The sequence below is a fragment of the Nocardia sp. NPDC004123 genome (genome assembly GCF_053603795.1).
The window spans coordinates 33,735-48,544 of record NZ_JBSGGG010000011.1 but is presented as its reverse complement, the minus strand read 5'-3'; the positions used below and the strand labels follow the sequence as shown (position 1 = coordinate 48,544).

Annotated in this window: 11 protein-coding genes; 6 read left to right on the top strand and 5 right to left on the bottom strand. The window is 67.8% G+C overall.

Translation table 11 applies throughout. The features are described from left to right. Positions 1 to 205 precede the first annotated feature (205 nt). On the bottom strand, positions 206 to 799 hold the full coding sequence (locus tag ACWEQQ_RS17305) for a TetR/AcrR family transcriptional regulator (RefSeq protein ID WP_452342162.1): 594 nt from the start codon (positions 797 to 799) through the stop codon (positions 206 to 208). Between the two features lie 204 nt (positions 800 to 1,003). Between ACWEQQ_RS17305 and ACWEQQ_RS17300 the strand changes: the two genes are divergently transcribed. Continuing rightward, on the top strand, positions 1,004 to 3,079 hold the full coding sequence (locus ACWEQQ_RS17300; RefSeq protein WP_452348869.1) for an alkyl/aryl-sulfatase: 2,076 nt from the start codon (positions 1,004 to 1,006) through the stop codon (positions 3,077 to 3,079). A 343-nt stretch (positions 3,080 to 3,422) separates the two neighbouring features. Here ACWEQQ_RS17300 and ACWEQQ_RS17295 read toward each other — a convergent pair whose 3' ends face one another. Then, the gene (locus ACWEQQ_RS17295; protein WP_452342164.1) at positions 3,423 to 4,223 is read right to left on the bottom strand and encodes a DUF2127 domain-containing protein; all 801 of its coding nucleotides are present in this window, start codon (positions 4,221 to 4,223) and stop codon (positions 3,423 to 3,425) included. A 60-nt stretch (positions 4,224 to 4,283) separates the two neighbouring features. Then, the gene (locus tag ACWEQQ_RS17290; RefSeq protein ID WP_452348868.1) at positions 4,284 to 5,423 is read right to left on the bottom strand and encodes an XRE family transcriptional regulator; all 1,140 of its coding nucleotides are present in this window, start codon (positions 5,421 to 5,423) and stop codon (positions 4,284 to 4,286) included. A gap of 245 nt (positions 5,424 to 5,668) precedes the next feature. Between ACWEQQ_RS17290 and ACWEQQ_RS17285 the strand changes: the two genes are divergently transcribed. Further along, positions 5,669 to 5,974, top strand: coding sequence for a hypothetical protein (locus tag ACWEQQ_RS17285; RefSeq protein ID WP_379385993.1), 306 nt, complete (start codon positions 5,669 to 5,671; stop codon positions 5,972 to 5,974). A gap of 71 nt (positions 5,975 to 6,045) precedes the next feature. Here ACWEQQ_RS17285 and ACWEQQ_RS17280 read toward each other — a convergent pair whose 3' ends face one another. Further along, a complete protein-coding gene (locus ACWEQQ_RS17280) occupies positions 6,046 to 6,939 on the bottom strand; it encodes a PAC2 family protein (RefSeq protein WP_040857388.1) in 894 nt (297 codons plus the stop codon). 116 nt (positions 6,940 to 7,055) lie between these two features. Here ACWEQQ_RS17280 and metH point away from each other — a divergent pair, with 116 nt between their 5' ends. From metH to ACWEQQ_RS17260, 4 genes are all read left to right on the top strand, one after another. After that, the gene (gene metH / locus ACWEQQ_RS17275) at positions 7,056 to 10,634 is read left to right on the top strand and encodes a methionine synthase (protein ID WP_452348867.1); all 3,579 of its coding nucleotides are present in this window, start codon (positions 7,056 to 7,058) and stop codon (positions 10,632 to 10,634) included. An 80-nt stretch (positions 10,635 to 10,714) separates the two neighbouring features. Beyond that, entirely contained in the window at positions 10,715 to 12,424 is a 1,710-nt protein-coding gene (locus ACWEQQ_RS17270; protein WP_452348866.1) for a protein kinase domain-containing protein, read from the top strand. Positions 12,425 to 12,507: 83 nt separating this feature from the next. Beyond that, positions 12,508 to 13,179, top strand: coding sequence for an HAD family hydrolase (locus tag ACWEQQ_RS17265; protein ID WP_452348865.1), 672 nt, complete (start codon positions 12,508 to 12,510; stop codon positions 13,177 to 13,179). Between the two features lie 74 nt (positions 13,180 to 13,253). Beyond that, positions 13,254 to 13,625: an MmcQ/YjbR family DNA-binding protein gene (locus ACWEQQ_RS17260; RefSeq protein ID WP_452348864.1), complete on the top strand. Its 372-nt coding sequence runs from the start codon at positions 13,254 to 13,256 to the stop codon at positions 13,623 to 13,625. A 48-nt stretch (positions 13,626 to 13,673) separates the two neighbouring features. Here ACWEQQ_RS17260 and ACWEQQ_RS17255 read toward each other — a convergent pair whose 3' ends face one another. Then, positions 13,674 to 14,798 (bottom strand): epoxide hydrolase family protein, encoded by a 1,125-nt coding sequence (locus tag ACWEQQ_RS17255; protein ID WP_452342171.1) that lies wholly within the window; start codon positions 14,796 to 14,798, stop codon positions 13,674 to 13,676. Positions 14,799 to 14,810: the final 12 nt, after the last annotated feature.

Sequence of the window (14,810 nt, the reverse complement as noted above, 5' to 3'; positions counted from 1 at the left end):
AGCTTGGCTGGAGGATTGTGTGCTCTCGGTTCGTGCGCGTACTTTCACCCGTTTCGGGTGAGCCGAATCAGCCCGCAATCAGCCGTCATCAGCAACGTAGCGGCAATGCGTGAGGGTTTGCTGAATTCCGGACCCCGAGTCACCCGCGACGGGTGCGGCGGGGGTCCGTGCCCGGCACGGCGGTCGCCAATGGTGCTCGGCCGGTTCAGTGTTCGTGGGTGAGCATGGCGGTGAGCGCGCGGCCGACCGCCTCGGAGGCGGCGCGTGTGGACAGGCCGCGCCGGTCCATCAGGTGGTGGCGGTACGGCCAGCCCACGGTGGCGTCGACGAGATCGAGTAGCTGCTCGCCCTCGGCGTAGTCCAGTTCCGGTGCGAAGGCGCGGGTGAGCGCGTCCCGAATCCGCTTGTCGGTCAACCGCATCCGGGTGTCCACCGCCGGGGTGCGCAGGGATTCGATGAGCCCGAGCACCCGGGGCTCGCGCTGCAGCGTGAAGATGGCCTCGCTCTGGCGCACCACCGCTTCGATGCGCTGGGCCAGTGGCAGTTCCGGGTCGATCTCGGCCAGTAGCGCCTCGACCTGCTCGGACTGCTGATCCACCGCCGCGGTGATCAGCGCTGTCCGGGTCGGGAAGTGCACGAAGATACTGCGTTCCGACACGCCGGCGCGCTCGGCGATGCTGCGGGTGGTGGGGTCGAACTCGCCGTCGTGGACCGCCGACAGCAGGCCCTCGATGATCGCTCTGCGGGTCTGTTCCGGGTTGCGTCGCCGCCGTGGGCCTTCGCCTTTGCCCTCGCTCATGACGAGAATCCGATCACATCCGGCCGGAGCGTGTGCACGCAGGTCCGGCGGAGGGTTCGCGGGGTCATGGGTGGTGTCACACGGCCATCATATTGCAGTATCACTGCAATAGTGATGTACTGTGGCGGCGATGGCAGAACGGCAGCGAATGATCGGCTACTCCTGCTGTCCGGATATCGACCGCATGGAGACAGGAGAGCGCTGATGACCGACGCGGACCTCACGAACAACGGCGACGACCGCAGGCCGGGCGGCTTCACGGTGTCGCGGCGGGGGGTGTTCGGGGTGGGCGCGGCCGCGCTGGTGGCCGCCGGTGTCGGAGCCGCCGTCGCCGGGTGTGACAGCAACGGCGACAACGGTTCCGCCGCCGAGCGGACCACCAAGGATCCGGTCGATCCGAGCGGCCACATCGTCGACCAGCAGCATCGGGCGCAATCCGCTTTGCCCTTCGCCGACACGCAGGACTTCACCGACACCGACAGGGGCTTCATCGCCAAGCTCGAGCCGGACGTGGTGCAGGATTCCACTGGAAAGGTGGTGTGGGACAACGATTCCTACGGATTCATTCAGGGCACCTGCCCCAACTCGGTGCATCCCTCGCTGTGGCGGCAGTCGCAGCTGGTGGTGAAACAGGGCCTCTACGAAGTGGTTCCGGGCATCTACCAGATCCGCGGTCTCGACCTGTCGAACATGACGATCATCGAGGGCAGCACCGGCATCATCGTCATCGACCCGCTGATCTCGACCGAGACTGCCAAGGCGGGCATGGACCTGTACTTCGCGCACCGCGGTCGGAAGCCGGTGACCGGCATGATCTACACCCACTCCCACGTCGACCACTTCGGCGGCGCCCTGGGTGTCATCAGCCTGGAAGACGCTGCCTCGGGCCGGATCCCGGTGATCGCGCCGCAGGGCTTCGTGGAGCACGCGGTCGAGGAGAACGTCTTCGCCGGCACCGCCATGGCCCGCCGCTCGGCCTACATGTACGGCGCGGCGCTGCCGCGTGGTGCGAAGGGCCAGGTCGGTGCGGGCCTGGGCATGACCACCTCGGTCGGCACCGTGAGCCTGATTCCGCCGAACAAGGACGTCACCCACACCGGCCAGGAAGAGACCATCGACGGGATCAAGGTCGTCTTCCAGATCACCCCGGGCACCGAGGCGCCGTCGGAGATGAACTTCTACTTCCCCGACTTCCGTGCGATGTGCATGGCGGAGAACGCCACCCACACCCTGCACAACCTGGTCACCCTGCGCGGCGCGCTGGTTCGCGACGCGCACGTGTGGTCGCAGTACCTGACCGAGACCATCACCATGTTCTCCGACAAGTACGACGTCGCCTTCGCCTCGCACCACTGGCCCATGTGGGAAGCGGACAAGGTCACCGAATGGCTGTCGCTGCAACGGGATACCTACGCCTACCTGCACGACCAGACCCTGCGCATGCTGAACCAGGGCTACACCGGCATCGAGATCGCCGAGATGATCCAGATGCCGCCGGCCATCGAGAGCAAGTGGTACAACCACGGCTACTACGGATCGGTCAGCCACGATGTGAAGGCCATCTACCAGCGCTACATGGGCTGGTTCGACGGCAATCCGGCGCACCTGTGGGAGCACCCGCCGGTCGATTCCGGCAAACGGCACGTGGACGCGATGGGCGGTGCGAGCGGGGCGTTGAAGGTGGCCCGCAAGGCGTACTCCGACGGCGACTACCGCTGGTGCGTCCAGGTTCTCAACTACCTGATCTTCGCCGACCCGGGCAATGAGCAGGCGAAGATGCTGCAGGCCAGCGCGTTCGAACAGCTCGGCTACGGCTCGGAGAACGCCACCTGGCGCAACTTCTTCCTCTCCGGCGCCTACGAGCTGCGCAACGGCACCTTCGGCACCCCGACCAAGGCCAACTCCGCCGGCATGATCAGCGCCCTGAGCGTGGACCAGGTCTTCGACTCCGCGGCATTCCTGATCAATGGCCCGAAGGCGTGGGACCTGCACCTGGTCAACGACTGGATCATTACCGACCAGAACCGGACCTACCGCACCGAGCTACGCAACGGCGTGCTCATCCACTACGTGATCCCCGCCGACTTCAAGGGTCCGGCCCCGGACGCCACCTTCACCCTGTCCCGGCTGGAGCTGATCGCCACCATGACCGGGACCAAGGACATCGTGAAGGAGATCCAGGCCGGCGCGATCAAGGTCAGCGGCGACCCCGTCAAGCTGAAGCAGTTGAAGGACGTCATGGACAAGCCCGACCCGAACTTCAACATCGTCACCCCGTAGTACTCCGCGCGGTGGAATGCCGCGGCGTGACGGGAGTTACCGGGGGCGTCACGCCGCGACACACATGAATAGATGTGGGGGTTACAGCGTTCCGGTCGTGGCGGCGTCGACCTCACCATCGACCTCGGGGGAAGCCCGTGCGGCACCGACTGCGGAGCGCTGTGATCGTCGGGTGGCTGGTCGTCGCGTCCCTGGCCGCGCCGGTGGCCGCGCGCCCCCGGTCACCGACGACCTGCCGCCGAACGGTCCCATGCCTGGGCCGTCTTCCGCGACGAACTGATCAAATCCTGGCCCACCCTGGCCTACGGTCTCGGCGTGCCCGAGTGACGCGGGCCCGGCGGCGTCAGTGTGCGCGCTGGGTGTCGATGCGTTCGGTCGGCCGCTCGGATTCGGCTGCCACGGCGGCACGTTCGACCGTCATCAAGCTCTCGGAGTGGTGTTCGGCGTAATACTTGGCGGCACCGCCGTTGAGCCCGAACAGCGATTTGCTCCACAACAGCCAGATCACCGCCGCCAGGTTGACGATCAGCGCCGCCGCCCGCAGGAAGGTGATCCTCTCGGTGAGCTCGTAGATCTCCAGCGGCAGGAAGATGCTGGTCGCGATGACCGCGAAGTACTCGCCCCAGCGCTTGACCAGCCAGAGGCCCACCGCCTCGGTGAGCTGGATCGCGGCATAGGCGAACAGCGCCACCGCCACCCAGGTGAGCACGGTGGGGGAGAACGTGAACGCTTTGTCGATGCCCTTGATGATCTTGGAATGGTCAGGGTTGAAACCGATCTGGTCCGCCAGCTGGCGGATGAGCGGAAGATCCTTGTCCCAGTTGGCCTTCCAGTGCTCGCGCGCACCGCGCAGCTTCAGCACGCCCGCGCCCAGCAGGATCAGCACCAGGGCCCGGACGATGCGCTCGGCCGCCAGCAGCCGCATGATGATCCGGTCGCGCAGCAGATGCCCGCGCGGCACCTCGGGCGCGTCGTCGGCCGGACCGGTGCGACGCGGCTCGCCGGGCACGAAATCTCCGCAACGCAGGCAGCGCCAGGATTCACCCGCCGGGGTGGGGACGTGGAGGCGTGCCGCGAGCTCGGGCTCGGTCGGGGCGTAGGTCTCGTGCCCTCGGGCAGCGCAGGTCCACAGACTGAAGTCCATGCGCGTGAGCGTAACCGGTGGGCGCGTGCCGAGGGATGTCCCGGCGCGCTGCGAGGGGTGTCAGCCCGCAGCCAGTGCGCGCAGCTGATCCAGATAGGTCCGGGTGCGCGGATCGCCGGGGAAGCGCTCGATCATCTCCCGCGCCGTCTCTCCCGCGATCCATATGAGCGAGGGCAGCGAGCGGCGTTTGCCGGCGAAGGCCCGCACGCCCTCGTCGAGGGCGAGCTCCAGATTGCGATCGCGGATGGCGACCACCGCCAGCGTCAGGTGCGCCTCGGCGACCCGCATGGGTTTGCGGATGCTGCCGTCGGGGCGGGTGGAGGTCAAGATCACCTGCCGGGCATAGTTTTCCGCGAGCCGGTCCTGCCCGGCTACCCGGCAGCAGTCCATGGCGTAGAAGTCGAACTTCTGCGGATCGACCACGAAGTGATTGTCCAGATCGGACGGATGCTCGATGGTGTCCAGGATCGAACGGCCCTGGGCGAGCGCCTTTTCCACTTCGCGGCGGTCACCGAGCCGTGCCCACGCCTTGGCGCGCTGTGCGGCCAGCTGGACGCCGACACCCAGATGGTCGGTGGTGGCGTGCGCGGCCTCGGCGGTCTCGATGGCGCCCCGGTAGTTGGCCTGCGTGAGTGCGAACCAGGCGGCCATTTCGGCTCCCCAGCCGATGATTTCGGCGTGCTCGGCCTCCTGGCCGAGGGAGAGCGCGGCCCGGCGGGTCGCCTCGGCGGCGGTGCGCCAGCCGAGATCGTAATCGACGCAACCGATCAGCAGGGCAACCCATCCGGCCAGCACCAGGACCTCCCGATGCTGCGCGAGAGTCAAGCGACCGTCCAGTAGCGAAGTGATGCGCCGCAGCCACGCCGTGCCTTCGGCATGCAACTCGTGCGGATCGGCGCACGGATACTCCGAACACAGCCGATCAGCGGTGATGCGAATGGCGTCGAGCGTCGAGGCGGACACATCGGACATACGTAGCCGCCCAATGAATTCCAGCGTGTCCATCCCGGTGGCCGAGAGCATCTCGTCGTCCCGATTGGGCCGCGCCTTGGGAAAGAAGGCGGCCGTCACCGTATCGAAAGCCGCCGCGATGATCGGAGCGTAGAAATCGTCCGGCCGCGATTCCCCGGACTCCCAGCGCCGCCAGTTGCGCAGAAGTGTGCTGTCCGTTGGCAGATTGTGGCTCGATTTGCCCCGCATGGCACGGACCGCATCGGCTTGAGACCACCCGCGAGTATCACGTTCGGCACGCATTCGGACGGCCCAGACAGGTCGATCGTCACCGGCGGACACGCTCTGTAGTATCTCACCAGTTAACGAAGGATGGACCCGGATAGGGCATCTCGATGTCAGTGGGTTGACATCTGCAATTGCATTCGTGATTTCGCCAAACTGTTCAACAGGGCACATTCATGACAGCGATCCCCAATCCAACGGAGGTTCGGGTGGAAGCGTTGATCTATGGGTACGTGCGTGACGATCTGGCCGACGGCCGCAGCGAAGAGCTGGAGAACGCCATGTGCGGGCTCGCTCAGTCCGCCGGCCTCTGCTTCGCTGCCACGTTCCATGAATCGACCCCCGGCGACGGCACCGCGTTCGCGGAGCTGACGGCCGAACTCAAGCGTGCCGATGCCCACCACGTGGTGGTGCCGTCGCTCGATCACCTTGCGGGGCAGACCATTCCGCGCGACCTGCTGATCGCGAAGCTGGCCCACGAGGCCTCCGTCAAGATCTGGGCCGTAGAGCACTAGCCGTCGAAACGAACGCCGCACCTGCGCGTGAACGCAGGTGCGGCAATGGTTTCGGTGCGGGAAGCCCGGTGTCAGAGACCGAAGCCGCCCCGTCCGCGGCGGCGCAGGTACTTCTCGAACTCGGCCGCGATGGCGTCACCGTCGATCTTGGCCATGGCGTCGTTGATATCGACCTCGGCATCGCCGCGCTCCTCGAGCGAGCGCACGTACTCGGCGATCTCCTCGTCGCCGGCGGTCATCTCGTTGACCGCGCCCTCCCACTCCTCGGCCTGCTCGGGCAGACCACCGAGCGGCACCTCGACATCGAGGACATCCTCGACCCGGTGTAGCAGGGCGATGATGGCCTTGGGGTTGGGCGGCTGGGAGACGTAGTGCGGCACCGCCGCCCAGAAGGAGATGGCCGGGACGCCCGCGCGCACGCACGCATCCTGCAGCACTCCGGTAATACCGGTCGGTCCCTCGTAGCGGGTCTGCTCCAGGTTGAAGCGCTCCGCGGCTTCCTTGTTATAGGCGGTCCCGGTGACCGGAACCGGCCGGGTGTGCGGGGTGTCGGCCAGCAGCGCGCCCAGGATCACCACCGTGGACACCCCGAGCTGCTCGACGAATTCGAGGATGTCGTTGCAGAAGCTGCGCCAGCGCATATTCGGTTCGACGCCCCGCAGGAGCACGACGTCCCGATCGCTGCCCGGGGGCGAGCAGACCGACAGCATGGCCGAGGGCCACTGGATCTCGCGGGTCACCCCGTCCACCTGCCGGACCGTCGGCCGGTTCACCTGATAGTCGTAATAGTCCTCGGAGTCGAGCTCGGCCAGCGGCTGCGCGTCCCAGATCAGTTCCAGATGCTCGACCGCGCCACTGGCGGCATCGGCCGCATCGTTCCAGCCTTCGAAGGCGGCCACGAGTACCGGATCCCGCAGCGTAGGCAGGTCCGATTCGGGTGGCACCGGGGATTCACTGGCGTTCACCCGGTCAGCCTACGGTGTGCGTAGACGCAGTGTGCATGCGACGCGCAATGTAGGAGTTGGGGTAGCACCCCACACCGGCGCAGGGATTGTCGGCGTCTCCCACTACTCTTGAGTACATGTCTGTACGCAGCCGCGCCGAATTCGACACCACCCTCTTGGACACGCTCAGACGGCGTGTCGTGATCGGGGACGGTGCGATGGGCACGATGCTGCAGGCCGCGGATCTCACTCTCGACGATTTCCGCGGCCTCGAGGGATGCAACGAAATCCTCAACGACACCCGCCCCGACGTGCTGCGCCACATCCACCGGGCCTATTTCGAGGCCGGCGCCGATGCCGTCGAGACCAATACCTTCGGGTGCAACCTGCCCAACCTGGCCGATTACGACATCGCCGACCGCATTCGCGACCTGTCCGAGCGCGGCACCCGCCTCGCCCGCGAGGTGGCCGACGAGATGGGACCGTCCGCCGACGGGACTCCCCGGTACGTGCTGGGTTCGATGGGCCCGGGCACCAAGCTGCCCACCCTGGGCCACGCGCCCTACGCTGCCCTGCGCGACGCCTACAGCGAGGCCGCGCTCGGCATGCTCGACGGCGGCGCCGACGCCATCCTCATCGAGACCTGCCAGGACCTGCTGCAGGTCAAGGCCGCGGTCACCGGCAGTCACCGGGCCATGGACCAGGCCGGGCGCCGGATCCCGATCATCACGCACGTGACCATGGAGACCACCGGCACCATGCTGGTCGGCTCCGAGATCGGCGCGGCGCTGACCGCGCTCGAGAAGCTCGGCATCGACATGATCGGGCTGAACTGCGCCACCGGTCCGGACGAGATGAGCGAGCATCTGCGGCATCTGTCCAAGCACGCGCAGCTGCCGGTGTCGGTCATGCCGAACGCCGGTCTGCCGATCCTCGGCGCGAACGGCGCGGAATACCCGCTGACGCCGGAGGAGCTCGCGGTCGCGCTGAGCCAGTTCGTGTCCGAGTTCGGTTTGTCGCTGGTCGGCGGTTGCTGTGGCACCACGCCCGAGCACATCCGGCAGGTGGCCGAGGCGGTGCGCGAGGTCCAGCAGGCCAAGCGGGATCCGGTGCACGAGCCGAGCGTGTCGTCGATCTACAGCTCGGTGCCGTTCGAGCAGGACGCCTCGGTCCTGATGATCGGTGAGCGCACGAATGCCAACGGCTCCAAGGCTTTCCGGGACGCCATGCTGGCCGGTGACTGGCAGAAGTGCCTGGACATCGCCAAGGATCAGACCCGCGACGGCGCCCACATGCTGGACCTGTGCGTGGACTACGTGGGCCGCGACGGCACTGCCGACATGACCGAGCTGGCCTCCCGGCTGGCGACCGCGTCGACCCTGCCGATCATGCTGGACTCCACCGAAACCCCGGTGCTGAAGGCCGGTTTGGAGCACCTGGGCGGGCGCTGCGCCATCAACTCGGTGAACTACGAGGACGGCGCGGGGCCGGATTCGCGGTTCCAGCAGACCATGGCGCTGGTCGCCGAACACGGTGCGGCCGTGGTGGCGCTGACCATCGACGAGGAGGGCCAGGCGCGCACCGCCGAGAAGAAGGTGGAGATCGCCGAGCGCCTGATCGCCGACATCACCGGCAACTGGGGGCTCGACGAGTCCGACATCATCATCGACACGCTGACCTTCACCCTGGGCACCGGCCAGGAGGAGTCCCGGCGCGACGGCATCGAAACCATCGAGGCCATCCGCGAACTCAAGAAGCGGCACCCGAATGTGCAGACCACACTGGGTCTTTCGAACATCTCCTTCGGCCTGAACGCGGCCGCGCGGCAGGTGCTCAACTCGGTGTTCATGAACGAATGCGTCGAGGCGGGCCTGGATTCGGCCATCGTGCACGCCTCGAAGATCCTGCCCATGGCGCGGATTCCGGAGGAGCAGCGGCAGACGGCGCTGGATCTGGTCTACGACCGGCGTACCGAGGACTACGACCCGCTGCAGAAGCTCATGGCGCTGTTCGAGGGCGTGTCGGCGGCCTCGTCGAAGGCGTCGCGGGCCGAGGAACTGGCGGCGCTGCCGCTGTTCGAGCGGCTCGAGCGGCGCATCGTGGACGGCGAGAAGGCCGGTATGGACGCCGATCTGGATGCCGCCATGGCCGAGGTCCCGCCACTGCAGATCATCAACGAGACGCTGCTGGCGGGCATGAAAACCGTTGGCGAGCTGTTCGGTTCGGGCCAGATGCAGCTGCCGTTCGTGCTGCAGTCGGCCGAGACCATGAAGACCGCGGTCGCCTACCTGGAACCGCACATGGAGGCCACCGACGATTCCGGCAAGGGCCGCATCGTGCTGGCCACCGTCAAGGGCGATGTGCACGACATCGGCAAGAACCTGGTGGACATCATTCTGTCCAACAATGGCTACGAGGTCGTGAATCTCGGTATCAAACAACCGATTTCGACGATCCTGGATGCCGCCGTGGACAAGAAGGCCGATGTCATCGGCATGTCCGGGCTGCTGGTGAAGTCCACCGTGGTCATGAAGGAGAACCTCGAGGAGCTCAACGGCCGCGGTGTCGCGGAACAGTTCCCGGTACTGCTGGGCGGCGCGGCACTGACCCGCGCGTACGTGGAGAACGACCTCACCGCGGTCTACGACGGCGAGGTGCACTACGCGCGTGACGCCTTCGAGGGCCTGCGGCTCATGGACGAGATCATGACCGTCAAGCGTGGCGGCGCGGCCGACCCGGGTTCTCCGGAGGCCATCGCCGCCCGGGAGAAGGCCGCCGAGCGCAAGGCCCGCCACGAGCGGTCCAAGCGGATCGCCGAGCAGCGCAAGGCCTCCGAGGTGCCGGTCGAGGTGCCAGAGCGCTCGGATGTGGCCGCGGAGCTGCCGGTGCCGACGCCGCCGTTCTGGGGTTCGCGCATCGTGAAGGGCCTGTCGGTCAACGAGTACTCGAGCCTGCTCGACGAGCGGGCGCTGTTCCTGGGTCAGTGGGGCCTGCGCGGCCAGCGCGGCGGCGAGGGACCTTCGTACGAGGAGCTGGTGGAGACCGAAGGCCGTCCGCGCCTGCGGTACTGGCTGGACCGGCTGACCGCCGAGGGGGTGCTGCAGCACGCCGCGGTGGTGTACGGCTATTTCCCGGCCGTGTCCGAGGGCGACGATGTGATTGTTCTCACCGAGCCGAATCCCGATGCGCCGGAACGCTTCCGGTTCACATTCCCGCGTCAGCAACGCGACCGGTTCCTCTGCATCGCCGATTTCATTCGCTCACGCGAGTACGCGAAGCAGACCGGGCAGGTCGATGTACTGCCGTTCCAGCTGGTCACCATGGGTAAGCCCATTGCCGACTTCGCCAATGTGCTGTTCGCGGGCGACAATTACCGCGACTATCTCGAGGTGCACGGCATCGGCGTGCAACTCACCGAGGCACTCGCCGAGTTTTGGCACCGCCGGATTCGGGAAGAGCTGACACTGGAAGGACATTCGGTCGCCGACGAGGATCCCGCCGATGTGTTGGATTACTTCAAACTCGGATACCGTGGCGCACGGTACTCGTTCGGCTACGGTGCCTGCCCGGATCTCGAGGATCGGGCGAAACTCGTGGAGCTGCTGGACGCCGGCCGGATCGGAGTGATCTTGTCCGAGGAGTTGCAACTGCATCCGGAGCAGTCCACGGATGCGTTCGTGCTGCTGCATCCGGAAGCCAAGTACTTCAACGCTTAATATCTTCACCAGATTTCCGGGCTTTCGCGCAGAGTTGCAGGGGTGCTCGGCGTGAAAGCCAGCAGGAGGGGCACAACCACATGAGCGCAGACCGGCTGATTGCGGGGCGGTACCGGCTAACGGATCCGATCGGCACCGGTGCTATGGGGGTCGTGTGGCGCGCGACCGATGTTCGGCTGCGGCGCACGGTCGCGGTCAAGCAATTGCTGCTGACACCGGGGCTGACCCGGTCGCAGGCCGTCGAGGCCAGGATGCGGGCGATGCGTGAGGGGCGCATCGCGGCGCGACTGCATCATCCCAACGCCGTCACCGTGTTCGACGTGGCGGAGGAGGACGGCCAGCCCTGGCTCGTCATGGAATACGTGGACGCCGTCAGCCTGGCGGCGCACATGCGGGAGAAGGGGCGACTCGAGCCGGTCGAGGTGGCGCGGATCGGGGCCAAGGTGGCCGAGGCGCTGGCCGCGGCCCACAAGGCCGGGATCGTGCACCGGGATGTCAAGCCCGCCAATATCCTGGTGGCCGACGACGGGACGGTGAAGATCACCGACTTCGGCATCTCGCGGGCCACCGGGGACGTGACCGTCACCTCCACGGGATTCCTGGCGGGCACGCCCGCCTACCTGTCGCCGGAGGTGGCGCGGGGCGAGAACCCGGAGCCCACCTCCGACGTGTTCGCCCTGGGTTCAACGCTTTACGCCGCGGTCGAGGGGAAGCCGCCCTTCGGTGAGGGCGACAACCCCCTCGCGGTGCTGCACTCGGTGGCGCGCGCCCAGGTGCCGCCGCCGACCCATGCCGCGGCGCTCGCGCCGGTGCTGATGGACCTGCTCGCGGCCGAGGGCGCGGACCGGCCGACCATGGCGCAGGCGGCGGAACGGCTGCAGGCGGTGGCGGAGGGGCGGGCCCCGGCCGTGCCGATCCAGCAGACCAAGGTGCTGCCCGCGATGAGTGCCGCTGCCGCCGTGGACGGTTCGGCCGCCACGACCGTGATGTCGACCTCGCGCAGCGGCGCGCCCAGCAATGCCACCGACGCCACCGTGCACGTGGACATGGCCCGGGACGTGTCGCCACAGCGCGGGACGATGCCGGGCACGCCGCCGCCGGGCGTGACCGGGGGAGCGAAAACCGGTGGCGCGGACCGGAATCCGCGGCGGCTGGTGCTGGTGGCGGCCGGCGTGGTGGCCGCGCTCGTCGCGGCCGTCGTGATCGCCATGTCGGTCAGCCACAACAGCGGTGGCGGCAACCAGCCGTTGGCGAGCAACGGCGGCTCGGTCAGCGCGGGGGCCTCGCCGATTCCGGCGACCTCCCCGGACAATATGGGCCAGGCCGACGGCGGCACCCAGCAGCCCACGCGCACCGGCGAGGCGGGTGCGGCCACCCACGCCCCCACCACCACGCCCGCGCCGACTTCGTCGGTGGCGCCCACCTCCTCGGCCCGGCCGAGCACGACCACGGTGACGCCGTCCTCGACGACACCGTTCGGTCCGCCGCCGGCGACCTCGGTGGTCTCGTTCATCCAGGGCTACTACAGCATGCTCCCCGGCAATGTGAGCGGTGCGTGGTCCATGCTGTCGCCCGGCTACCAGTCCTCCACAGGCGGCTACAACGCGTACGCGCAGTTCTGGGGCGGCATCTCGTCGGTGAGCGTGGGCGCCGTCACGCCCAACGGCGACAACCGGGCCGTGGTGGCGCTGACCTACGTGCTCAAGAACGGGCAGGTGTCCACCGAGAACCGGTGGATCCAGGTCGACTCCTCGACCGGGCACCTGATGATCGCGGCCTCGGGTCTGTGATCGGTCCCCGATAGGCTGAACCGGCTCCGCCCCGCGGCGGAGCCGGTTTTTTGGTTCAGGTGGTGTGGAAGGAGTTCGAGTCGGTGGCGCGGTTGGACGCGGTGTTGTGGGACATGGACGGAACGCTGCTGGACTCGGAAAAGCTCTGGGACATGGCATTGCGCGAACTGGCCGGCGAGTACGGGCGGGAGCTGACCGACACGGTCCGGCACGCGCTGATCGGCGCGTCCGGCCCGAACGCCTTCCGGATTCTGTTCGAGGGCTTGGGTATCGAGCACACGCCCGGGGCCGTCGCCACGGCCTCGGACTGGATGGAGCGACGGGTCACCGAACTGTTCCACGGCCCGGTGCCCTGGCGTCCCGGCGCGCGTGAAGCGCTGGAAATGGTGCAGGCCGCGAGCATCCCGATGGCCCTGGTCACCAACACCAAGCGGTCGCTGACCGAGTACGGCCTGAACACCATCGGCCGCGAGTTCTTCGGTGCCACCGTCTGCGCCGACGAGGTGCCCCACGGCAAGCCCGCCCCGGACGTCTACCTCCGGGCCGCCGAACTCCTGGGCGTCGCACCGGAAAACACGGTCGCCATCGAGGATTCGCCCACCGGCTCGATCGCCGCCCAGGCCGCCGGCTGCGCGCTCCTGGTGGTGCCGTGCGAGGTCGCGGTCCCGGACGCCCCGGGCCGAACCTTCCGCGAGAGCCTGGTCGGGCTGACCATGACCGACCTCGGCGATCTCGTCCCCGCCGGAATCGGCTGACTCCGAACACCATGACCCCGCCGGGGTTCCCATTCGTCCAAGGCCGCGGGTCGTTCGTCGCCTAGCCTGCGGGAATGGACAGTGTGCTGGCGTTGCTGCGGAGTGTGTGCACCGGGCTGCCCGAGGTGACCGAGCGGGTCAGTCACGGGGAGCCGTGCTGGTTCGCGGGCGGGAAAAAGATGTTCGTGATGTTCGCGGATCACCATCATGACGAGCGGGTCGGATTCTGGTGTGCGGCACCGGCGGGGGTGCAGGAGGAGTTGGCGGCCGGTGAGCCGGAGCGGTTCTTCCGGCCGCCGTATGTAGGGCATCGCGGGTGGCTCGGCGTGTATCTGGATACGGCCGTGGAGTGGGACGAGATCGGGGAGATCGTCGAGGACGCCTATCGGATGGTGGCGGCGAAACGGCTTGTGGCGGAGCTGGATCGGCGGATGGCGTCCGAGTGACGTGAACCGGCCCGGCGGTATCGCCGGGCCGGTTCACGTTTTCCGGGGTCAGCGCAGCGGACCGAAGAAAGTCTGGAGGTCGCGGGCCAGGTTGGCGGGGGCCTCCATGGCCGGGAAGTGCAGGCCGCGTTCGAATTCGGTCCAGTGGGCGTCGGCGGGGGCGGGGACGACACGGCGGACGGTCTCGTCCGCGCCGAAGATGGCGAAGCCCTGCGGGACCGACGGGGGAGCGCCCCATTCGGTGGAGTGGGACTGCTCGTAGAGGGTGTGGGCGGCCGACGCGCCCGACCCGGTGAACCAGTAGAGGCTGACGGTGGTGAGGAGTTGGTCGCGGTCGATGGGGAGGTCGGTCCACGCCTCGAATTTCTCGGCGATCCAGGCCAATTGGAGCAAGGGGGAGTCGACCAGGCCGTAGCCGATGGTCTGGGGGCGGGAATTCTGGATGGCCAGGTAGCCGGAACCCTCGCGGCGGAAGGAGTCCATCCGGTCCAGGATGACCTTGTCGATCGGGTCGTCGGGGTCGAGGCCGTCGGCCAGACCGGGCAGGAAGGTGGCGACATTGGCGGCGGTGAGCGGGTCGGTGACCACATGGACGCCGGTGACGTGCTCGGGGTCCAGGGCCGCGACCAGGCCCGAGACGCCGCTGCCGACATCGCCGCCGTGCACGCCGTAGCGGTCGTAACCCAGGCGGGCCATGAGCTCGATCCACGCGCGGGCAGCGCGGGCCATCGTCCAGCCGACGGCGCTCAGCGGGGTGGACAGGGTGTAGCCGGGCAGGGACGGGGCGATCACATGGAAGGCCGGGCCCTCGGCCGGGTCGGTGAGCAGGCCGATGAGGCCCATGAACTCGGCGATCGAGCTGGGGAAACCGTGGGTGATCAGCAGCGGCTGGGCGTCGGGGCGCTCGGAACGGACATGCAGGAAGTGGATGCGCTGGCCGTCGATCTCGGTGGTGAACTGGGGGAAGGCATTGAGCTCGGCTTCCTGTGCGCGCCAATCGAATTCGGTGCGCCAATAGTCGGCCAGCTCGCGCAGGGCGGTTTCGGGGATGCCGCGCTCCCAGCCGGTGCCGGGCAGCTGGGCGGCCCAGCGGGCACGGTCCAGGCGGTCGTGCAGATAGTCCAGGTCGGACTGGGGAACGTCGAGGGTGAAGGGGCGAATCTCGGTGCTCATCAGGCTGTTCCG